Origin of the sequence: Streptomyces netropsis, assembly GCF_014203545.1 — a bacterium.
Lineage (GTDB): Bacteria > Actinomycetota > Actinomycetes > Streptomycetales > Streptomycetaceae > Streptomyces > Streptomyces netropsis.
Map to the genome: position 1 here is coordinate 37,324 of NZ_JACHJG010000017.1, position 20,410 is coordinate 57,733.

Annotated in this window: 17 protein-coding genes; 15 read left to right on the plus strand and 2 right to left on the minus strand. The window is 71.8% G+C overall.

Annotated features, from left to right (window positions below; all coding sequences use genetic code 11):
* Nucleotides 1-40: 40 nt before the first annotated feature.
* Nucleotides 41-862, plus strand: a complete 822-nt coding sequence (locus FHS38_RS30520; protein ID WP_184739108.1) for a Fic family protein — start codon at nucleotides 41-43, stop codon at nucleotides 860-862.
* 422 nt (nucleotides 863-1,284) lie between these two features.
* Here FHS38_RS30520 and FHS38_RS30525 read toward each other — a convergent pair whose 3' ends face one another.
* Nucleotides 1,285-2,127, minus strand: a complete 843-nt coding sequence (locus FHS38_RS30525; protein WP_184739110.1) for an HAD family hydrolase — start codon at nucleotides 2,125-2,127, stop codon at nucleotides 1,285-1,287.
* Between the two features lie 450 nt (nucleotides 2,128-2,577).
* On the opposite strand from FHS38_RS30525, the gene ssd reads away from it, so the two are divergent.
* Genes ssd through FHS38_RS30560 form a run of 7 tightly spaced genes read left to right on the plus strand, consistent with a single transcriptional unit; the run spans nucleotide 2,578 to nucleotide 7,480 of the window.
* On the plus strand, nucleotides 2,578-3,690 hold the full coding sequence (gene ssd, locus FHS38_RS30530) for a septum site-determining protein Ssd (protein ID WP_184739112.1): 1,113 nt from the start codon (nucleotides 2,578-2,580) through the stop codon (nucleotides 3,688-3,690).
* A complete protein-coding gene (locus FHS38_RS30535; RefSeq protein ID WP_184739114.1) occupies nucleotides 3,687-4,844 on the plus strand; it encodes a TadA family conjugal transfer-associated ATPase in 1,158 nt (385 codons plus the stop codon). Before ssd ends, FHS38_RS30535 begins: the two co-directional genes overlap by 4 nt.
* Before the next feature lie 23 nt (nucleotides 4,845-4,867).
* Nucleotides 4,868-5,737 (plus strand): type II secretion system F family protein, encoded by an 870-nt coding sequence (locus FHS38_RS30540; protein ID WP_184739316.1) that lies wholly within the window; start codon nucleotides 4,868-4,870, stop codon nucleotides 5,735-5,737.
* Nucleotides 5,737-6,531: a type II secretion system F family protein gene (locus FHS38_RS30545; protein ID WP_184739116.1), complete on the plus strand. Its 795-nt coding sequence runs from the start codon at nucleotides 5,737-5,739 to the stop codon at nucleotides 6,529-6,531. Before FHS38_RS30540 ends, FHS38_RS30545 begins: the two co-directional genes overlap by 1 nt.
* Before the next feature lie 2 nt (nucleotides 6,532-6,533).
* The gene (locus FHS38_RS30550) at nucleotides 6,534-6,764 is read left to right on the plus strand and encodes a DUF4244 domain-containing protein (RefSeq protein ID WP_373301864.1); all 231 of its coding nucleotides are present in this window, start codon (nucleotides 6,534-6,536) and stop codon (nucleotides 6,762-6,764) included.
* Nucleotides 6,751-7,095 carry a TadE family type IV pilus minor pilin gene (locus tag FHS38_RS30555; RefSeq protein ID WP_184739118.1) on the plus strand — a complete coding sequence of 115 codons (345 nt, stop codon included), beginning with the start codon at nucleotides 6,751-6,753 and terminating at the stop codon, nucleotides 7,093-7,095. The genes FHS38_RS30550 and FHS38_RS30555 overlap by 14 nt, the downstream gene beginning before the upstream one ends.
* Before the next feature lie 7 nt (nucleotides 7,096-7,102).
* Entirely contained in the window at nucleotides 7,103-7,480 is a 378-nt protein-coding gene (locus FHS38_RS30560) for an Rv3654c family TadE-like protein (protein ID WP_184739121.1), read from the plus strand.
* Nucleotides 7,481-7,706: 226 nt separating this feature from the next.
* Here the strand turns inward: FHS38_RS30560 and sftH are convergent, their stop codons facing one another.
* Nucleotides 7,707-10,172: a DNA 3'-5' helicase SftH gene (gene sftH / locus FHS38_RS30565; protein ID WP_184739123.1), complete on the minus strand. Its 2,466-nt coding sequence runs from the start codon at nucleotides 10,170-10,172 to the stop codon at nucleotides 7,707-7,709.
* A 54-nt stretch (nucleotides 10,173-10,226) separates the two neighbouring features.
* On the opposite strand from sftH, the gene bldG reads away from it, so the two are divergent.
* The 7 genes from bldG (at nucleotide 10,227) to topA (ending at nucleotide 20,292) form a co-directional block, all read left to right on the plus strand.
* A complete protein-coding gene (bldG, locus tag FHS38_RS30570; protein WP_030392670.1) occupies nucleotides 10,227-10,568 on the plus strand; it encodes an anti-sigma factor antagonist BldG in 342 nt (113 codons plus the stop codon).
* A gap of 117 nt (nucleotides 10,569-10,685) precedes the next feature.
* Complete coding sequence (locus tag FHS38_RS30575; protein WP_184739126.1) at nucleotides 10,686-11,123, plus strand: ATP-binding protein; 438 nt, start codon at nucleotides 10,686-10,688, stop codon at nucleotides 11,121-11,123.
* 652 nt (nucleotides 11,124-11,775) lie between these two features.
* Nucleotides 11,776-14,169, plus strand: coding sequence for a sodium-translocating pyrophosphatase (locus FHS38_RS30580; protein WP_184739128.1), 2,394 nt, complete (start codon nucleotides 11,776-11,778; stop codon nucleotides 14,167-14,169).
* 231 nt (nucleotides 14,170-14,400) lie between these two features.
* On the plus strand, nucleotides 14,401-14,973 hold the full coding sequence (locus FHS38_RS30585; protein ID WP_184739130.1) for a small secreted protein: 573 nt from the start codon (nucleotides 14,401-14,403) through the stop codon (nucleotides 14,971-14,973).
* Between the two features lie 182 nt (nucleotides 14,974-15,155).
* The gene (locus FHS38_RS30590) at nucleotides 15,156-16,688 is read left to right on the plus strand and encodes a DUF7059 domain-containing protein (RefSeq protein WP_184739132.1); all 1,533 of its coding nucleotides are present in this window, start codon (nucleotides 15,156-15,158) and stop codon (nucleotides 16,686-16,688) included.
* A 183-nt stretch (nucleotides 16,689-16,871) separates the two neighbouring features.
* Nucleotides 16,872-17,069, plus strand: a complete 198-nt coding sequence (locus FHS38_RS30595; RefSeq protein ID WP_184739134.1) for a hypothetical protein — start codon at nucleotides 16,872-16,874, stop codon at nucleotides 17,067-17,069.
* Between the two features lie 334 nt (nucleotides 17,070-17,403).
* Complete coding sequence (topA, locus tag FHS38_RS30600) at nucleotides 17,404-20,292, plus strand: type I DNA topoisomerase (protein ID WP_184739136.1); 2,889 nt, start codon at nucleotides 17,404-17,406, stop codon at nucleotides 20,290-20,292.
* Nucleotides 20,293-20,410 lie beyond the last annotated feature (118 nt).

The window sequence follows — 20,410 nt, forward strand, 5'->3', positions numbered from 1 at the left end:
CTTCGAGGGGTGTGAGGCCGAAGTGCGTACTGTCTTACCCATGAGTACGACAGCCGATCCGCTCGCCGCCCTGGGCTCGCTTCCTGGCGTTGCCGACTCCGTGGACTCCGTACGCAAGGCGGTGGACCGCGTGTACGGCCACCGGGTGATGCGCCGCCGCAGCAACGAGGTCACCGCCGAGGCGGCGCTGCGCGGCGCCCGGGGCTCGGCCGCGCTGTCGGGGGCCGACTGGGCGCTCGAGGAGGTGCGCCGGCGGTCCGACTTCGGCGTCGAGGGAGAGCCGCGCACGGTGGGCGCGGCACTGCGGCTGACCGCAGAGTCGGGGCAACTGCTGAGCGTGTGGCGGCAGTCGCCGCTTCGTGTGCTGGCCAGGCTGCACCTGGTGGCGGCTGGCGGGGCCCGGCCGGATGACACCGTGGGCCGCCCGCGGCTGGCGGGTGAGCCGGTCGACGAGCCGCTGATCGAGCTGGCGCTGCCGGGCGCGGACGAGGTGGCAGGTCGGCTCGAAGGGCTGGCAGGGCTGCTGATCGCGGGCAGCGAGGCGCCCGCGCTGGTGACGGCGGCGGTGGTGCACGGCGAGCTCCTCGCCCTGCGCCCGTTCGGGTCGTGCAACGGCCTGGTCGCGCGGGCCGCCGAGCGGATCGTGCTGATCGGCAGTGGGCTGGACCCCAAGTCGATCTGCCCGTCGGAGGTGGGGCACGCGGAGTTGGGGCGCGCGGCCTATCTGGGCGCGCTCGACGGCTACGCGTCCGGGACCCCGGATGGTGTGGCGTCCTGGATCACGCACTGCGCCCGTGCTGTCGAGCTGGGTGTGCGCGAGAGTACGGCCGTGTGCGAGGCGCTCCAACGCGGTGCGGCCTGACGGTTCTCCGTCAACAGGGTCTGGGGGAAGTCCCCGCAACACGCCCTGGGGCAAGCCGGATGGGGTCGGGTGTGTCCCGTCACCGTCGGGTGATGCCCGTCATCAGGGGGGGCGGCAGGAGGCGGACAGGGTTGCGGCGGTACCGGTCAAGCTCTGGTACCGCCGCTGGCACGTCGGCCGAGTTACCATGCGTGCACGAGATTTGCCCATCAGGCCGGGATCTTCGCCCGTTACCTGGTGCGGCTGGCCCGTAATCGACGGGTCGGCGTCGCGTGGGTGCTCGGCTTTCGTGCTTCGGTCCGTGGGCCTACTGCGTTGAAGGCATCCTCTCGGATGTCCCTGGTCTCGCGGGCCGTCAACTCCTTTCTACTCCTGTCGTGGTGGAAGCGGAAGCCCAAGCCGCGGTTTCTTTACTTTTAGTCTTAAAACCGGTCAAGGCGGACGTAGGGCGGTCGTCGTCGGCTGGCGAACCAGACCAGGCCGGCCGTAGCGGCGGCGCCGACCGCGGCCGCCGCCATCAGAGCCGGGCGCGAGGGCATCGGCAGGGTCGACACGCGCTGCTTGAGTCGTACCGGGCGGGTGAAGGTGAGCATCGGCCAGTCGCGGGCGATCGCCTCACGGCGCAGTGCGCGGTCCGGGTTGACCGCGTGCGGGTGGCCGATCGATTCCAGCATCGGGATGTCGGTCGCGGAGTCGCTGTAGGCGTAGCAGCGCGCCAGGTCGTAGCCCTCCGACTCCGCGAGCTCCCGGATGGCCTCGGCCTTGGTCGGGCCGTAGGCGTAGTACTCCACCTCGCCGGTGAAGGCGCCGTCCTTGACGACCATCCGGGTGGCGACGACCCGGTCGGCGCCCAGCAGCTCGCCGATCGGCTCCACCACCTCGGCGCCCGAGGTGCTGACGATCACCACATCGCGCCCTGCGGTGTGGTGCTCCTCGATGAGGGAGGCTGCTTCGTCGTAAATGATCGGATCGATGAGTTCGTGCAGGGTCTCGGCGACGATCTCCCGCACCTGCTGGACATTCCAGCCACGGCACAGTTCGGAGAGATACTGGCGCATCCGCTCCATCTGGTCGTGGTCGGCCCCACCGACCAGGAAGACGAACTGGATGTACGCGGTGCGCAACACGGCGCGCCTGTTGATCAAGCCGCCTTGGTAGAAGGACTTGCTGAAGGTGAGCGTGCTCGACTTCGCAATGACCGTCTTGTCCAGATCAAAGAACGCGGCTGTCCGAGGGAGCGAGTGGTTTTCCACGTCGCCGAGCATAGGCCGCCCTCCATTCGGCGTAAGCTGAGGCGTGTGGGTTTGCCTGAGAAGGCTCTCGGGTACACCATGGAAGTCACGGATCGTTCGCGACCGTGTCTAACCCGGTCCGACTCCTCCCCCCCCGAGTCGGCCGTGGGGACGACCCCCGCTCTCCCCCCCGGCGGGGGTCGTCGCATGTCCGGATGCATTTTGAGCGCCCTCATCCCGCGTTCCTCCCCCTGGTTCGGCCCACCCGGCCGTGGTCTCTCCTACTTCCTACACGTCACGCTGGGTAATCGGCGTGCTGCTCTCCGGAAGTCACCGGTATAGGTGAGCGGGATATTCACAACCGTTGAGTTGTCCACAGTTTTTGTTCAAGATCCACAAGGTTTTCCAGTTCGCTGCACGGTGATTCCCCGCGAGTTCCGCGATGTTCGCGGAAGAGAGAGCGCGTAGTGGGAGGGGGAGACCGTGACCGGATCCATCACATCCGATTGGCGGACGGCCGCCGTCGCCGGAAGGCCGGACGGGCCGCTGGTCGTCACGGAGGACGAGGGGCTGCTGGACGACCTGCTGCGGCTGTGCGCCGCCGCCGGGGCCGTGCCCGAAGTCGCTCATGGAATGCCCGCGCGCAGGGGGAGCTGGGAGAGCGCGCCGCTGGTCCTGGTCGGTGACGACTGCGCGGCCCGGCTCGGCGGCGCCATGCGCAGGGAGGGGGTGGTGCTGGTCGGCAGGGACCAGGACGACCCCGGCGTCTGGCAGCGCGCGGTGGGCATCGGGGCCCGCAATGTGGTGCTCCTGCCCGATGGCGAGAGTTGGCTGGTCGACAGGATCGCCGACGCCGTGGAAGGCGTCGGCCGCCCGGCTCTCACGGTGGGGGTGATCGGCGGCCGGGGCGGCGCCGGGGCGAGCACGCTCGCCTGCGCCCTGGCGGTCGGCGCAGCCCGCGCGGGCCGGCGCACGATGCTGATCGACGGCGATCCGCTGGGCGGTGGGCTCGATGTGCTGCTCGGTGGAGAGAAGGCCGAGGGGCTGCGATGGCCGGCCTTCGCCGACTCGCGGGGCCGGGTGGCCGGGCGGGCGCTGGAGGAAGCGCTGCCCGAGCTGCATTCGCTGCGGGTCCTCAGCTGGGACCGGGGCGACTGTCTCGCGGTGCCGTCCGACGCCATGCGGGCCGTTCTGGCCGCGGCCCGCAGGCGGGGCGGGGCAGTGGTCGTGGACCTGCCGCGCCGACTCGACGACGCGGCGGTGGCAGCTCTCGAACAGGTGGATGTGGGGCTGGTGGTCGTGCCCGCGGAGCTGCGAGCCGTCGCGGCCGCCCACCGGGTCGCCTCGATGGTCGGCATGGTCCTGAGCGACCTCCGGCTGGTGACGCGTGCGCAGGTCGGCTCGGGGCTGCGGGGCGAAGAGATCTCGAACCTCCTCGGCCTGCCCCTGGCGGGCGAACTCCCACCCGAGCCGGGCCTGTCGGACGCCCTGCTCGCCGGCCGGCCGCCGGGGAGCGGCGAGCGCGGGCCGCTGGCACGATTCTGCGCGGAATTCTGGGCGCGGACATCGGCCGACGGCGCGGGCGTGCCGGCATGAGCGCCGAGCTGCTGGACGCGGTGCGCCTGCGGCTGGCGGAGAGCGGGGTGGAGCCGACGCCCGCGCGGGTCGCGGAGGCGTTGCGCCGGGAAGGCCGACTGCTCGGGGACGCCGAAGTGCTCGGCGTCGCCGCCCGGCTGCGGTCCGAACTGATCGGCACCGGGCCGCTCGAGCCCCTGCTCTCCGCACCCGAGGTCACCGATGTCCTGGTCACCGCGCCCGACCAGGTGTGGGTGGACCGCGGAGCGGGCCTGGAGCGCGCTGATGTGTCCTTCCCCGACGCGGCGGCGGTGCGTAGGCTGGCGCAGCGGCTCGCCGCGATCGCCGGACGCCGACTCGACGACGCCCGGCCCTGGGTGGACGCCCGGCTGCCGGACGGGACGCGTTTGCACGCCGTGCTGCCCCCGGTGGCCGTCGGCTCGACCTGTCTTTCGCTGCGGGTGGTGCGGCGCCGGGCCTTCGCGTTGGACGAGCTGGTGGCCGCCGGGACGGTACCGCCCGGCGGGCAGCGCCTGCTGCGGGCCGTGGTGGACGCCCGGCTCTCCTTCCTGATCAGCGGGGGCACGGGGTCGGGAAAGACGACCCTTCTGTCCACCCTGCTGGGGCTGGTCGCGCCCGACGAGCGGATCGTGCTGGCCGAGGACTCGGCCGAGCTGCGCCCCGAACACCCGCATGTGGTGCGGCTGGAGACACGGCCCGCCAACCAGGAGGGCACGGGGCTGGTCACCTTGCGGGACCTGGTGCGGCAGGCGCTGCGGATGCGGCCGGACCGACTGGTCGTCGGCGAGGTGCGCGGCCCGGAGGTCACCGATCTGCTGGCCGCGCTCAACACCGGACACGAGGGAGGATGCGGCACGGTTCACGCCAACGCGGCGGCGGATGTGCCCGCCAGGCTGGAAGCGCTGGGTTCGACGGCGGGGCTTGACCGCGGGGCGCTGCACAGTCAGTTGGCGGCCGCGCTGTCGGTGGTGGTCCATCTGGCGCGCGACAGGGGTGGGCGTCGGCGGATCGCGGAACTCCACGTCCTGGACCGCGACGCCGGAGGCTTCGTGACGACTGTACCGGCGGCTGTGTGGGGCGAGGGCGGCTTCGAGCGGACGCGGGGCTGGGCCCGGCTGGCAGCGCTGTGCGAACGGGGCGGTGGTGCGCTGTGACCGTTTCCGTAGCGGCGCCCCAGATGGTGGCCCCGGTGTCCGGGGCGGTGTTGAGCGCGGTGGCCTCGCTCTGGGTCTCGACGCGCCCGGGTCGGGTGTCCCGGCGGGCCAGAGCTCTGTTCGCCGGCGGCGGGGGCGTGCGTACCGGTGGCGCGTCGCTTCCGTGGGTCGAGGAGCGCGTCGGCCGATTGCTTCGATGGGGGCGGGAAAGGCGTGAGCTGCTCTGTCTTCCGGTCGGTTGTCTCGTAGCGCTGGTGGGCGAGTCGATGCTGCCGCTGATCGGTGCGGTGGCGGCCGTTCCCCTCGTACGACGGGCACTCGCCACCCGACGGCGCAAACGCGAGCGGGATCGGCGGGAGGCGGCCGTGATCGACCTGTGCGGGGCCGTCGCGGGTGATCTGCGCGCCGGGCGGCAGCCCGGCGAGGCGCTGGTGGGGCTGGTGGTGGACCTCGGGGCGGCATGGTCGGCCGTCCCGGCGGCGGCGAGGTTCGGCGGCGATGTGCCGGAAGCCCTGCGGAAGGCGGCGCGGCAGCCGGGCGCCGAGGGGCTGAACGGAGTGGCCGCCTGCTGGCAGGTCTCGGTCGACGGCGGGGCGGGGCTCGCCGCGGGGCTCGAACGGGTGGCGGCGGCCCTCAGCGCCGAGCGGGACCAACGAGAGGACCTGCACGCCCAGTTGGCAGGAACGAGGTCCACCGGCGTGATGCTCGCCGTGCTTCCGGTGCTCGCCCTTCTGATGGGCAGCGCGCTCGGGGCGGCGCCGCTGCGGGTGCTGTTGCACACCTCCGCGGGGCTGGGCTGCCTGACGCTCGGTGGCGTTCTGGAGTGCGCGGGGCTGGTGTGGACCGCTCGGATCGTACGGGCGGCCGGGGGAGCGGATGGGGGTGGGAGGTGATGAGCGAAAAAGTTATCCACAGCCTGGGGATATTTATTTCGGTGTCCGCCGGGGGTGCGGCGTTGGTGGCCGCCCTGGGCTGGGCGCGCCGGGCGCGTGGGGGCCGCTCGGTCCGCCGGCGGGCGGTGTCGCTGCTGAGGGGGAACGCATCGGCCGGGCCGACGAATCGGCTGCGGCGGTGGTCTGGGCGGGCGGCGGTGGCGCGGGCCGGGCTTCCGGCCGCGGCGGGGGTCGCCGGTCTCGTCCTCATCGGGGGGATCACCGGGTGTGTGGTGGGGCTCGGGGTCGCGTACGGCGTGTGGCGTCGGCAGCGGCGCGACAAGCCTACCCGTGATGAGGCCGCCGCGAAGGGAGCAGAAGCCCAACTTCCGTTCGCGGCGGATCTCTTGGCGGCCTGCATGGCCGCGGGGGCCGGGCCCCGGGAGGCCGCTGCGGCGGTAGGCGCCTCGTTGGGCGGACCCGTGGGCGAGCGACTCGCTCAAGCCGCGGCCGAGGTCCGGCTCGGCGGGGAACCGCACACGGCCTGGGGTCGGCTGGGGAGCGTTCCCGGCGCCCGGGGGCTCGCCCGCTGCCTGGAGCGGGCCCAAGCGACGGGCGTGCCGGCGGTGGAGCCCATGTCGCGGCTGGCGGGCCAGTTGCGCGCCACGCGAGGGCGGATGGCGGGCATACGGGCCCGGCGCGCCGGAGTCCTGGCGACGGCCCCGCTGGGGCTGTGCTTCCTGCCCGCCTTCCTGACGGTCGGTGTGGTGCCGGTCGTCATCGGCCTGGCGAGCGGGCTCATGAAAGGCAATTGACGATGCGTGAGGCAGAGGGACAGGGGGAGCCAGTGATGGTCGTGCAGTGGTGGTCGAGGCGTTGGGCCCGGCTGAGGGTGGCGGGCGAGGACGGAATGACGACGGCGGAGTACGCGGTGGGGACGCTGGCGGCCTGCGCGCTCGCGGCGGTGCTCTACAAGGTGGTCACCGGTGGGGCGGTCGGTTCGGCGTTGCAGTCGCTGATCGTGAAGGCACTCCATGCGTCGTTCTGACGGCGGCTATGTGACGGCGGAGGCCGCGTTGGTACTACCGACGCTGACGCTGTTCGGCATGGCACTGCTCTGGGGGCTGATGGCGGCGTCCGCGCAGATCCAGTGCGTGGACGCGGCCCGTGCGGGCGCTCGGGCGGCGGCCCGGTCGGAGCCGGCGTCGGCGGCGGTCGCCGCCGCCAGATCGGCCGCTCCGGCCGGGGCCCGGATCGCGCTGGCGAGGGAGGGGGATCTGGTGCGGGTGCGGGTCGATGCCCGAACCGCCGGCCCGGGGCCGCTGACGGTGCGGCTGGGTGGGGAGGCGGTGGCCCTTGCGGAGGAGACGGTGGGGTGACGGGGGCATGGCCTCGGTGTGGGTGGCGATCGCCGCGGCGGCCTTCTGCGCGGTGTTCGCGGCGACGCTGGCCATTGGACAGGCTGTGGTGGCCCGTCACCGCGCGGGCGGTGCGGCGGACCTGGCGGTGCTGGCGGCGGCTGACCACGCCTTGTCGGGACACCGGAAGGCATGCGGCCTGGCCCGGAAGGTGGCCGCCGCCCAGGCGGCGCGGGTGGTGCGGTGCGCCGTGAGTGGTGAGATCGCCGAAGTGGCGGCCGAGGCGCGGGCGGGGCCCTACACCGTCCGGGTGAGTTCCCGCGCCGGCCCTCCGGGCCTTACGGGCCCGGTCGCCCCCGAGCCCGTGGGTGGCGACGGTCCGGGCCACCACGGCCTCGGGCCCTGACGGCCCCGGGGCGCCTGTCCCGCCGGTTCGGGGGGGCGACCGGTTGGCTCGCCCGCCGGTTCGCCCGCCCGCTGGTCCGTCTACCCGCTGGTTTGCCCGCCCGCTGGTCCGCCTACTCGCCGGTCCGCGTGCCCCACCGACAAGCGGGCTCCGCCCCACCGCACGAGCGGGCTCCGCCCCACCGCACGAGCGGGCTCCGTCCCACCGGACGAGCGGCCGTGGGCGGCTACGGGAGCGGGTTGCCCGGCTCCTCCTCGGCGGGGGCGTCGGCGAGGAGGCGGGTCAGGAGGCGGATGGCGGCCCGCTTGTCGAGGGGATCGTTGCCGTTGCCGCACTTGGGGGACTGGATGCACGAGGGGCAGCCGGTGTCGCACTCACAGGCGGCGATGGCCTCGCGGGTGGCGGTGAGCCAGCTCGCGGCGGTGTGGAAGGCGCGCTCGGCGAAGCCGGCCCCGCCGGGGTGGCCGTCGTAGACGAAGACGGTCGGCAGGGCCGTATCGGGGTGGAGGGGCACCGAGACGCCGCCGATGTCCCAGCGGTCGCAGGTGGCGAAGAGCGGGAGCATGCCGATGGAGGCGTGTTCCGCGGCGTGCAGGGCGCCGCCGACGGCCTCGGGGTGGATGCGGGCCTCGTCGAGGTGGTCCTCCGTGACCGTCCACCACACGGCGCGGGTGCGCAGCGTACGGGGCGGCAGGTCCAGCTTGGACTCGCCGAGGACCTCGCCGGTGATGAGTTTGCGGCGGAGGAAGGAGACGACCTGATTGGTGACCTCGACGGAGCCGAAGCACAGCCGTGCGTCCCCCCAGGGGATCTCGGCGCTCGTCTCCAGGATGGAGATGGCCGTGGTGTCGCGGGCCGTCGTCGAGTAGGGCGGGGCGGCCTCCTCGACGAGGGCGACGGAGTCCTCCAGGTCGAGGTGGCGGACGAGGTAGGTGCGGCCCTGATGGAGGTGGACGGCGCCGTCGTGGACCGCCGTGTGGGCGGCGGACGCGTCCACCGTGCCCAGCAGCCGGCCCGTGCCCTCCTCCACGACCTGGACGGGGCGGCCGCCGCCGCCCCGGATGTCGGCCAGGTCGACGGCGCGCTCACGGCGGGTCCAGTGCCAGGCGGAGCCCCTGCGGCGGAGCAGCTTCCGGCCTTCGAGCTGGGACAGCAGGCCCGGCGTCTCGGGGCCGAAGAGTGACAGATCGGATTCGGTGAGCGGCAGCTCGGCGGCCGCGGCACACAGATGGGGGGCGAGGACGTACGGATTGTCCGGGTCGAGGACGGTGGACTCCACAGGCTGCCGGAAAAGCGCCTCCGGGTGGTGGACGAGGTAGGTGTCCAGCGGGTCGTCGCGGGCGATGAGGACCGCGAGCGCGCCCCGGCCCGTACGGCCCGCGCGGCCGGCCTGCTGCCACAGGGAGGCGCGGGTGCCGGGGTAGCCGGAGATGAGGACGGCGTCCAGGCCGGCGACGTCCACGCCGAGTTCCAGGGCGGTGGTGGCGGAGAGGCCCAGCAGTTCGCCGGTGTGCAGGGCGCGCTCGATGGCGCGGCGCTCCTCGGGGAGGTAGCCGCCGCGGTAGGCGGCGACCCGGGAGGGGAGGGAGCGGTCCACCGCGGCCAGACGTTCCTGGGTGATCAGTGCCACGAGCTCGGCGCCGCGCCGTGAGCGCACGAAGGCGACGGTCCGGACGCCTTGGACGACGAGGTCGGTGAGGAGGTCCGCGGTCTCGGCGGTGGCCGTACGGCGGACGGGGGCGCCGCGCTCGCCGTGGAGCTCGGTGAGCGGGGGTTCCCAGAGGGCGAAGACGACTTCGCCGCGCGGGGAGGCGTCCTCGGTGACCTCCACCACCGGCAGCCCGGTCAGCCGGGTCGCGGCGGTGGCCGGGTCGGAGGCGGTGGCGGAGGCGAGGAGGAAGACGGGATCGGCGCCGTAACGGGCGCAGACACGCCGAAGCCGACGCAGCACTTGGGCGACGTGCGAACCGAAGACGCCGCGGTAGGTGTGGCACTCGTCGATGACGACGTAGCGCAGTGCGCGCAGGAAGGAGGCCCACTTGGGGTGGGCGGGCAGGATCGAGCGGTGCAGCATGTCCGGGTTGGTGAGCGCGTAATTGGCGTACTGACGCACCCACTCACGCTCCTCCACGGGCGTGTCGCCGTCGTAGACGGCCGGACGGACGCCTTTGCCGAGCGGGGCGGCGAGGGCCCGTACGGCGCGCCGCTGGTCGGCTGCCAGGGCCTTGGTGGGGGCCAGGTACAGGGCGGTCGCGCCGCGCCCGTTGGGCGCCTCGGAGCCGTCCAGGAGCGCGCTGAGGACCGGCGCGAGGTACGCGAGCGACTTGCCGGACGCGGTGCCCGTGGCCACCACCACCGACTCGCCGCGCAGCGCGTGCTCGGCCGTCAGCGCCTGGTGCGCCCACGGACGGTCGATTCCGGCGGCCCGGATCGCGCCGATCACTTCCGGCCGGATCTTCTCGGGCCAGGGGGCATGACGTCCCGGACGAGGGGGCAAGTGCTCCGTATGAGTGATGCGTGCAGCCCGGTCTGCCCCGGTGGCGAGTCTGCCGAGGACCACCCGGGGAGCGGGATGTACGCCCGCCTCCGGCGGGAGTTGATCGTGGGCCATCGACACCGAGTGTGTCATCGGCGTGACGGACAATGGACTCAAGGCGTCGTGCGCGCCTGCCGGTAAGTGATTGAATGCCATCGCGGCTGCCGATCCATGGGGGGCGACCGCTCGATGCAAGGTGCTGGAGGATCCGTGGACCTGTCCCTGTCGACCCGGACCGTAGGCGACCGTACGGTCGTCGAGGTCGGTGGCGAGATTGATGTGTATACCGCGCCCAAGCTGCGTGAGCAGCTGGTCGAGCTTGTCAACGACGGCAGCTATCACCTCGTCGTGGACATGGAGGGCGTCGACTTCCTCGACTCCACCGGGCTCGGCGTGCTGGTCGGCGGGCTCAAGCGGGTGCGTGCCCATGAGGGCTCGCTGCGCCTGGTCTGCAACCAGGAGCGCATTCTCAAGATTTTCCGTATCACCGGCCTGACCAAGGTGTTCCCGATTCACACCTCGGTCGAGGACGCGGTGCAGGCGACCGACTGACGGTCGCCGGACGACACTGCCGCGCGGGGGGCACCGGGCTTTGAGGGCCCGGCCCCTCCGTGAGTTCGCCCTGTTCCAGGAGTGGGGAAGAGGGCACGTGCGACCGAGGGGGATGGCATGGCCACCGTCGAACTGCTGTTCAGTGCCCTTCCCGAGCATGTCCGCACCGCCCGGTTGGTAGCCGCCGCGGTGGCTCGGCGGGCCGGGGTCGACGAGGCCGTGCTGGACGAGGTGCGCCTGGCCGTGGGTGAGGCGTGCACGCGCGCGGTGGGGCTGCATGCCAGCCATGGTGTGACCACCCCTGTGCGGGTCGTGCTGATCGAGGACGAGAAGAAGTTCTCCATCGAGGTCGGGGACGACGCCCCTCATCTGTCCGCCGCCGATGCCGCCGCGGGCGGCCCGGGGGAGGCTTCCGGCGCGCCGGAAGAGGGCGAGGACGACATGGGCCTCGCCGTCATCAGCGGGCTGGTCGACGACGTCGAGGTGACGGCGGACGAATCCGGCGGCCTCATTCGGATGAGCTGGCCGACGATCCCGGCCCCCGTGCTGCCGTAGGCCGGGCCCCGGCTCCCGTGCTGCCGTAGGCCGGGCCCCGGCTCCCGTGCTGCCGTAGCCCGGATCCCCGGTCCTCTGCTGCCTTAGCCCGCTCCCCGGCGCCACTGCCACCGGCGTAGCCCGGCGACCCGGTGTCGCTGCCGGATCCCGGCCTCCTCTCGCCGTTGCCGTAGCCCCGAGTCACCCGTTTGTCGTAGTCAGGCGTCCTTGATTCGGGCTGATTCGATGGGATCCGATGCGGGGATCCGGCGTTATCGCCGATCGAGCCGACGCAGCCCGTGTCACCGCCGCTGCCGATGGCCGAATTCCTTCCCTCTTCGGGGTGCAATTTGGGTGCGATTTCAGCCGTCGTTCTTCCCCGGTGCGGCCTCGCGCCGATTCCTCCCGGCGCCGCGGATCTTCACCGCCGCGCCCCGCTCGACGATCTCCTTAACCGATCTCTTCTTCGGATCTTCACCCGTAGATCGGAAATCCGGCGGAACATCCATCCGGCCTTCACTTGCGCAGGCTCATTCCGTTTCCCGCGCTCTGTTTTGATCTCGCCATGCTCCCTACAATCCGTCCATCTTGAGCTCAGGACGCCTGAGCGTGGCGGCTGCTCCGCGGTCGCGGGTCAGCCGCGCGCCCATGTGCCAAACGTCAAGGAGGACGAATGGCGGGGCCCCTTACCCCTGAACAGGTGGACTTCACTCAGAATCTCGCGGTCGAGCTGACCGAGGGCAACCGCACGCTGGTGCTGGTGATCGCGGCCGTCGCGATCGCGGCACTCGCGGTGGCCGTGGTGCTGGTGCGTCAGGTGCTTGCGGCAGGCGAAGGCACCGACAGCATGAAAAAGATCGCCGCGGCGGTGCAGGAAGGCGCGAACGCCTATCTCGCCCGGCAGTTGCGGACGCTCGGCGTTTTCGCCGTGGTCGTGTTCTTCCTGCTCATGCTGCTGCCCGCCGACAACTGGTCACAGCGCCTCGGGCGTTCGGCCTTCTTTCTGATCGGCGCGCTCTTCTCCGCGGCCACCGGTTATATCGGCATGTGGCTCGCCGTGCGCGCCAATGTGCGGGTCGCGGCGGCCGCGCGTGAGGCCACTCCCGCCGAAGGCGAGCCGGAGAGGGATCTGACGGCCGTATCGCACAAGGCCATGAAGATCGCGTTCCGTACGGGCGGTGTCGTCGGTATGTTCACGGTGGGGCTCGGCCTGCTGGGCGCCTCCTGCGTGGTCCTGGTGTACGCGGCCGACGCGCCCAAGGTGCTGGAGGGATTCGGCCTCGGCGCGGCGCTCATCGCCATGTTCATGAGGGTCGGCGGCGGCATCTTCACCAAGGCCGCGGACGTCGGTGCCGACCTGGTCGGCAAGGTCGAGCAGGGCATCCCCGAGGACGATCCGCGCAACGCCGCCACCATCGCGGACAACGTGGGCGACAACGTCGGAGACTGCGCGGGCATGGCGGCGGACCTCTTCGAGTCCTACGCCGTGACCCTCGTCGCCGCGCTGATCCTCGGCAAGGCCGCCTTCGGCGACGCGGGCCTCGCCTTCCCGCTGCTCGTTCCCGCCATCGGTGTGGTCACCGCGATGATCGGCATCTTCGCGGTCGCGCCGCGCCGCGCCGACCGCAGCGGGATGACCGCCATCAACCGCGGCTTCTTCATCTCGGCGGTCATCTCGTTGGTCCTGGTGGCCGTGGCGGTGTTCGTGTATCTGCCGTCCGGCTACGCGGACTTGAAGGGCATCGGTGACGACGCCATCAGCGGTCACGACGGGGACCCGCGTGTCCTCGCGCTCGTCGCCGTGGCCATCGGCATCGTGCTCGCGGCGCTCATCCAGCAGCTCACGGGCTACTTCACGGAGACCACACGGCGGCCCGTGCGGGACATCGGCAAGTCGTCCCTGACCGGTCCCGCCACCGTCGTCCTCGCCGGGATCTCCATCGGTCTGGAGTCGGCGGTCTACACGGCGCTGCTGATCGGTCTCGGCGTCTACGGGGCGTTCCTGCTCGGCGGCACGTCGATCATGCTGGCCCTGTTCGCCGTCGCCCTCGCCGGTACGGGCCTGCTGACGACCGTCGGCGTGATCGTCGCCATGGACACCTTCGGTCCCGTCTCCGACAACGCGCAGGGCATCGCCGAGATGTCCGGTGACGTCACGGGCGCCGGCGCGCAGGTGCTGACCGACCTCGACGCCGTGGGCAACACGACCAAGGCGATCACCAAGGGCATAGCCATCGCCACGGCGGTGCTCGCCGCGTCGGCCCTGTTCGGTTCGTACCGCGACGCGATCGCCACGGCTGTGGCGGACGTGCACGCCAAGTCCGGGGAGTTGGGGCTGAGTCTGGACATCTCGCAGCCCAACAACCTGGTCGGGCTGATCCTCGGCGCGGCCGTCGTCTTCCTCTTCTCGGGGCTGGCGATCAACGCGGTGTCGCGGTCGGCGGGCGCGGTGGTCTACGAGGTGCGGCGGCAGTTCCGCGAGCACCCAGGGATCATGGACTACAGCGAGAAGCCGGAGTACGGGCGCGTGGTGGACATCTGCACCAAGGACGCGCTGCGTGAACTCGCCACCCCCGGCCTGCTCGCCGTCATGGCCCCCATCGCCGTGGGCTTCTCGCTCGGGGTCGGCGCCCTCGGCTCGTATCTCGCCGGCGCGATCGGTACCGGCACCCTGATGGCGGTGTTCCTCGCCAACTCCGGTGGCGCCTGGGACAACGCCAAGAAGCTGGTCGAGGACGGGCATCACGGCGGCAAGGGCAGTGAGGCGCATGCCGCGACGGTCATCGGCGACACGGTCGGCGACCCCTTCAAGGACACCGCCGGACCGGCGATCAACCCGCTGCTGAAGGTGATGAACCTGGTGGCGCTGCTGATCGCTCCCGCGGTCGTGAAGTTCTCCTACGGCGACGACGCCAACAGCGGGCTGCGGATCGGCGTCGCGGTGCTCGCCATCGTGGTCATCGTGGCCGCGGTGTACGTCTCCAAGCGGCGCGGAGTCGTCGTGGGCGACGACGAGGAGAGCCCCGGCCGAGCGGCGAAACCCGTCGATACGGCGGTGGTGTCCTAAGGGCAGGCGGAAGCCGGAGACGGCAGGAGACATCGGCGGCGGGCGGCGTGCGGGGGGCACGCCGTCCGCCCGTTCGTGCGAGTGGCGCGCGGGCCGGCAGGGTGCGGCGAACGCCACGCCGAGTTTGGTGCAAATGGCTTCAAAAGGGGGCACATGGTGTGCTCGGCTCATGGGCCGCACGGCTCGGCCGTGTAAGTTCCGGGGCCGAGAGCCATCGAAGGGACCAATCCGGTGAACAAGAAGCTTGTGGCTGCACTGTCCGGCGGTGCGGCGCTCGTTATGGCGCTGACCGGTTGCAGCGACAGCGACAACGGTGACAAGAAGCTCGACGACTGGGCCAAGACGGTCTGCGACCAGATGCAGCCCCAGGTGAAGAAGATCCAGGACGCCAACTCCTCGATCGCCTCCGTCCAGAACGAGGAGGACTCGAAGAAGATCCAGCAGACCGACTCCGCGGCCTTCCAGGCCAACGCCGACGCGTACAAGGCGCTGGGCTCGGCCGTGCAGAACGCGGGCCCGCCGCCCGTCAAGGACGGCGAGACCAGCCAGAAGAACGCCGTCAAGGCACTCAACGACCTCTCCGCGGCCTACACCAACCTGAAGAAGCGGATGGACGGTCTGGACACCGGGGACAAGGGCAAGTTCGCCGCGGGGCTGAAGGGCATCGCGGGCGACATCGGCAAGCTCAGCAGCCAGAGCGACGAAGCCCTCAAGAAGCTGCAGTCGGGTGATGTCGGCAAGGCGATGGCGAAGCAGCCCGGTTGCCAGAAGACGTCGACCTCGGCCACGCCGACGAAGAAGTAGCCGCACGAGCGGCTGCCGGAGACGCAGCTCCGACCCACGCGTGGCCCGGACGGGAAGCAGGAACGTCTCGGGCCCGAAGTGGGTGGGAAGCGGCCGCGGTTGGTTCCGCCCGGCGCCACGCCCCGGCAGGGCGTGGCGCCGGGCTTTCGCCTTTTGTCGGTGGTGCCCCCGACAATGGTCCCGTGAGTACGAACCTGCCCGCCGCCTCCGACCGCGCGCGCACCGCCCGGCTGCGCGATGCCCTGCTCGCCGCCGCCTTCACCGCCGACGGCCTCCTCGATCTGCTCGGCGCCCCCGCCTACGCCGCGCTCGCCCGCAGCGAGACCGTCCCCGCCCTGCGCGCCACGCGCGGCGACAGCCCGCTGGAGACGCTGGTCCGGCTCTTCCTGCTGCAACGTCCGGTCGAGTCCGGGCGGGCCGCCGCCGCGCTCCCGATGGACGACTGCCTCGCCGACGGCTGGCTGGTCCGCGCGGACGGCGATCTCGTACGGGCGACCGTGGACGTTCGCCCGTTCGGCGGCCCCGAGGGGCAGGACTGGTGGATCGTCTCCGACCTCGGCTGCGCGGTCGGCGGGGCCGGCGGCATCGCCGGGGGCGCGGACGGCGCGGGCGGGGTGGACCGTTCGGAGCTGGTCCTCGGCGTCGGCGGCGCGTCCACGACCCTCGCCGGGATCACCGTCCGTACGCCCGTGGCGAGCGCCCTCGACCTCGGCACCGGCTCCGGCATCCAGGCGCTGCACGCCGCCCAGCACGCCACCCGGGTCACGGCCACCGACCTCAATCCGCGCGCCCTGCACATGACGCGGCTCACCCTCGCGCTGTCCGGAGCGCCCGAGGCGGATCTGCGCGAGGGCTCGCTGTTCGAGCCGGTCGCCGACGAGACGTACGACCTGATCGTCTCCAACCCGCCCTTCGTGATCTCTCCCGGCGCACGGCTCACCTACCGCGACGGCGGCATGGGCGGCGACGACCTCTGCCGCACCCTCGTCCAGCAGTCCGCCGCCCGGCTCAACGACGGCGGTTACTGCCAGCTGCTCGCCAACTGGCAGCACGTGGAGGGCGAGGACTGGCGCGAGCGGCTGGCGTCCTGGGTGCCCCGGGGCTGCGACGCGTGGATCGTCCAGCGCGAGGTGCAGGACGTCGCGCAGTACGCCGAGCTGTGGCTGCGCGACGCCGGGGACCACCGCACCGCTCCGGCCGACTACGCGGCCCGCTATGACGCCTGGCTGGACGAATTCGAGGCCCGCAAGACCAAGGGCGTCGGATTTGGCTGGATCACGCTGCGCAAATCCGGCTCGGACCGGCCGTCCGTGGTGGCGGAGGAGTGGCCGCACCCCGTCGAGCAGCCGCTCGGCGCGTCCGTGCGGGCCCATTTCGAGCGGCAGGACTTCCTGCGCGCGCACGACGACGCGTCGCTGCTCGCCGCCCGGTTCAAGCTGGCCGACGAGGTCGTGCAGGAGCAGGTCGGACTGCCGGGCGCGGAGGACCCGGAGCACGTCGTGCTCCGCCAGAACCGCGGCATGCGCCGGGCGACCAAGGTGGACACGGTCGGCGCGGGTTTCGCGGGCGTGTGTGACGGCTCACTCAGCGCGGGCCGGATCCTGGACGCCATCGCCCAGCTCGTCGGGGAGGACGCGGTGCTGCTGCGCGACCGTACGCCCGAGTCGATCCGGCTCCTGGTCGAGCAGGGTTTCCTCACGCCGGTGGGCGACTGAGGGGTGCCCGTGGGGGCTGATCGGCCGAACGCGCGAGCGCCGGCCGGTCGCCTGCCGCCGCCGGGCTTCCGGCGCCGCCCGGACTCATGACGGGCGGAAAAGGAGGGGGCGGGTTCTCGTCATGTTCGACGGGTTCACATCAGGTTCGCCCGTAGGCCTTGTGCGGGTGCCAGGCTGCCCGGCATGGAGAGTGGACCCGCGGGCTTCGCCGGTACGGCCTTCACGCTGTTCGGCGGGGCGCTGCTGCTGTGGACCGGAGCGCGTGCGGTGCTGGGGGCACCTGTCGTGGAGGGAGTGAGCCCACGCGCCGCGGTATCCCTCTCCCTCCTCTTCGGTGCGGGCGCGCTCGCCATCGGGCTCTGGCTGCTGCTCGGCGCCTGAGCCCCTGCCGCGCGGGCGAGGCGGCCCGGAGGGCGAGATTCCGGCGGCCCGTCGACACGCAACGCGCCACGAGTCGGCACAGCCGATATAAAACGTGCCGCTTACCGCCGGAAACCCCCGTACGCACCGCTTTCCACACGGCCCCGGGGTGGCCTCCGACGCCCCCTTCGCACCTGCGGTGTGCCGGTCCGGGCGGCAGACAGGACGCTTGTCGGGTTACCGTTCGAGTGGCGTTGCGGGCTTTTTCCGTTTGACACGGGGGCGGGATGTACCGTCACACTCCGCAGCGTCACCGCAGCGCCCACACCGAGTGCCGACCGGAAGAAGAGCGAAGTTGTCCCCGACCAGCGAGACCGCACAGGGCGGCCGCCGACTCGTCATCGTCGAGTCGCCTGCCAAGGCGAAGACGATCAAGGGCTACCTCGGCCCCGGATACGTCGTCGAGGCGAGCGTCGGGCACATCCGTGACCTGCCGAACGGGGCCGCCGAGGTCCCGGCCAAGTACAAGGGTGAGCCCTGGGCCCGCCTCGGAGTGAACGTCGACGCCGACTTCCAGCCCATCTATGTCGTCAACCACGACAAGAAGGACCAGGTCAAGAAGCTCAAGGACCTGCTGGCCGAGTCCGACGAACTCTTCCTCGCCACCGATGAGGACCGCGAGGGCGAAGCCATCGCGTGGCACCTCCAGGAAGTCCTCAAGCCCAAGGTCCCGGTCCGCCGGATGGTCTTCCACGAGATCACCAAGGACGCGATCCGCGAGGCCGTGGCCAACCCGCGCGAGCTGAACAAGAAGCTCGTCGACGCCCAGGAGACCCGCCGCATCCTCGACCGCCTCTACGGCTACGAGGTATCGCCGGTCCTGTGGAAGAAGGTCATGCCCCGGCTGTCCGCCGGCCGGGTGCAGTCCGTGGCGACCCGGCTCGTCGTCGAGCGGGAGCGCGAGCGCATCGCCTTCCGCTCCGCCGAGTACTGGGACCTCACCGGCACCTTCGCGACGGGCCGCGGCGGCGACGCCTCCGACCCCGGCACCTTCGGCGCCCGTCTGACCTCCGTCGACGGCCGCCGCGTCGCCCAGGGCCGTGACTTCGGTTCGACCGGCGTGATCAAGGAGGGCTCCACCGTCCTCCACCTGGACGAGGCGAACGCCCGGGCGCTCGCCGCGGCCCTCACGGAGACCCAGTTCTCCGTCCGGTCCGTCGAGTCCAAGCCGTACCGCCGCTCGCCGTACGCGCCGTTCCGTACGACCACGCTCCAGCAGGAGGCCTCGCGCAAGCTGGGCTTCGGTGCGAAGGCGACCATGCAGGTCGCCCAGAAGCTGTACGAAAACGGCTTCATCACCTATATGCGTACGGACTCCACCACCCTCTCCGAGACGGCCGTCCAGGCCGCCCGGGCGCAGGTCACGCAGCTCTACGGCGCCGACTACCTGCCGGAGAAGCCGCGCACGTACGCCGGCAAGGTCAAGAACGCCCAGGAGGCCCACGAGGCGATCCGGCCGTCGGGTGATCGTTTCCGCACGCCCGCCGAGACGGGCCTGACCGGCGACCAGTTCCGTCTGTACGAGCTGATCTGGAAGCGGACCGTCGCCTCCCAGATGAAGGACGCGGTCGGCAACTCCGTCACCGTCAAGATCGCCGGTCGCGCGAGCGACGGCCGGGACGCCGAGTTCAGCGCGTCCGGCAAGACGATCACCTTCCACGGCTTCATGAAGGCCTACGTCGAAGGCGCCGACGACCCGAACGCCGAGCTGGACGACCGCGAGCGCCGGCTCCCGCAGGTCACCGAGGGCGACTCGCTGACCGCCGAGGAGATCTCCGCCGACGGCCACGCGACCAAGCCCCCGGCCCGCTACACCGAGGCCTCGCTGGTCAAGGAGCTGGAAGAGCGCGAGATCGGCCGCCCGTCGACCTACGCGTCGATCATCGGCACGATCCTCGACCGCGGCTACGTCTTCAAGAAGGGCACGGCGCTCGTCCCGTCCTTCCTGTCCTTCGCGGTCGTCAACCTGCTGGAGAAGCACTTCGGCCGACTGGTCGACTACGACTTCACCGCCTCCATGGAGGAGGACCTCGACCGCATCGCCCGCGGCGAGGCCCAGGCCGTGCCGTGGCTGCGCCGCTTCTACTTCGGTTCCGAGGGCGGGACCGCGGAGAGCCAGGTCGCCTCCGCCGCCGACGCCGGCAACGGCGACGGCGACCACCTCGGCGGCCTCAAGGAGCTGGTCACCGACCTCGGCGCGATCGACGCCCGCGAGGTGTCCTCGTTCCCGGTCGGTGAGGGCATCGTGCTGCGCGTCGGCCGCTACGGCCCGTACGTGGAGCGCGGCGAGAAGGACTCCGAGGGCCACCAGCGCGCCGATGTGCCGGAGGACCTGGCGCCGGACGAGCTGACCGTGCAGTACGCGGAGGAGCTGCTCGCCAAGCCGAGCGGCGACTTCGAGCTGGGCACCGACCCGGTCAGCGGGCACCAGATCATCGCCCGCGACGGCCGCTACGGCCCGTACGTCACCGAGGTCCTGCCCGAGGGCACCCCGAAGACCGGCAAGAACGCGGTCAAGCCGCGCACCGCGTCGCTCTTCAAGTCCATGTCCCTCGACACGGTCACCCTCGACGACGCCCTCAAGCTGATGTCGCTGCCGCGCGTCGTCGGCAAGGACGCCGAAGGCGTGGAGATCACCGCGCAGAACGGCCGCTACGGCCCGTACCTGAAGAAGGGCACGGACTCGCGGTCGCTGGAGACCGAGGACCAGCTCTTCACGATCACCCTCGACGAGGCCCTCGCCATCTATGCCCAGCCCAAGCAGCGCGGGCGGGCCGCGGCCAAGCCGCCGCTGAAGGAGCTGGGCACCGACCCGGTCAGCGAGCGTCCGGTCGTGGTCAAGGACGGCCGTTTCGGCCCGTACGTGACCGACGGCGAGACCAACGCCACGCTGCGCCGTGACGACGACGTCGAGACGATCACGCCGGAGCGCGGCTACGAGCTCCTCGCGGAGAAGCGCGCCAAGGGCCCGGCCAAGAAGACGGCCAAGAAGGCCCCGGCGAAGAAGACGGCGGCCAAGAAGACGACGACGGCGAAGAAGACCGCCGCGAAGAAGACGGCCGCCAAGAAGACCACGACGGCGAAGAAGACGACGACGGCCAAGAAGGCCACCACGAAGAAGGCCGCGGCGAAGAAGACCACCGCCGCAGCCTCCACTTCGACGGGGTCGGCTTCGGGCGAGTAACGACGTCGGTCGTCCGCGGGCGGACAGCCCTCGGACACCCCGCCGCACAGGGCGATAAACAGGGCAATACACAGGGCGGTGAACCGGAACCCGGTTCACCGCCCTGTGGCGTGCGGGG

Bases quoted from the DNA above. Each gene is read 5' to 3' on its own strand.
- FHS38_RS30520 (WP_184739108.1), top strand. From the start codon at position 41: ATGAGTACGACAGCCGATCCGCTCGCCGCCCTGGGCTCGCTTCCTGGC.
- FHS38_RS30525 (WP_184739110.1), bottom strand. From the start codon at position 2,127: ATGCTCGGCGACGTGGAAAACCACTCGCTCCCTCGGACAGCCGCGTTC.
- FHS38_RS30535 (WP_184739114.1), top strand. From the start codon at position 3,687: ATGAGCGCCGAGCTGCTGGACGCGGTGCGCCTGCGGCTGGCGGAGAGC.
- FHS38_RS30540 (WP_184739316.1), top strand. From the start codon at position 4,868: ATGGTGGCCCCGGTGTCCGGGGCGGTGTTGAGCGCGGTGGCCTCGCTC.
- FHS38_RS30545 (WP_184739116.1), top strand. From the start codon at position 5,737: ATGAGCGAAAAAGTTATCCACAGCCTGGGGATATTTATTTCGGTGTCC.
- FHS38_RS30550 (WP_373301864.1), top strand. From the start codon at position 6,534: ATGCGTGAGGCAGAGGGACAGGGGGAGCCAGTGATGGTCGTGCAGTGG.
- FHS38_RS30555 (WP_184739118.1), top strand. From the start codon at position 6,751: ATGCGTCGTTCTGACGGCGGCTATGTGACGGCGGAGGCCGCGTTGGTA.
- FHS38_RS30560 (WP_184739121.1), top strand. From the start codon at position 7,103: ATGGCCTCGGTGTGGGTGGCGATCGCCGCGGCGGCCTTCTGCGCGGTG.
- sftH (WP_184739123.1), bottom strand. From the start codon at position 10,172: ATGGCATTCAATCACTTACCGGCAGGCGCGCACGACGCCTTGAGTCCA.
- FHS38_RS30575 (WP_184739126.1), top strand. From the start codon at position 10,686: ATGGCCACCGTCGAACTGCTGTTCAGTGCCCTTCCCGAGCATGTCCGC.
- FHS38_RS30580 (WP_184739128.1), top strand. From the start codon at position 11,776: ATGGCGGGGCCCCTTACCCCTGAACAGGTGGACTTCACTCAGAATCTC.
- FHS38_RS30595 (WP_184739134.1), top strand. From the start codon at position 16,872: ATGGAGAGTGGACCCGCGGGCTTCGCCGGTACGGCCTTCACGCTGTTC.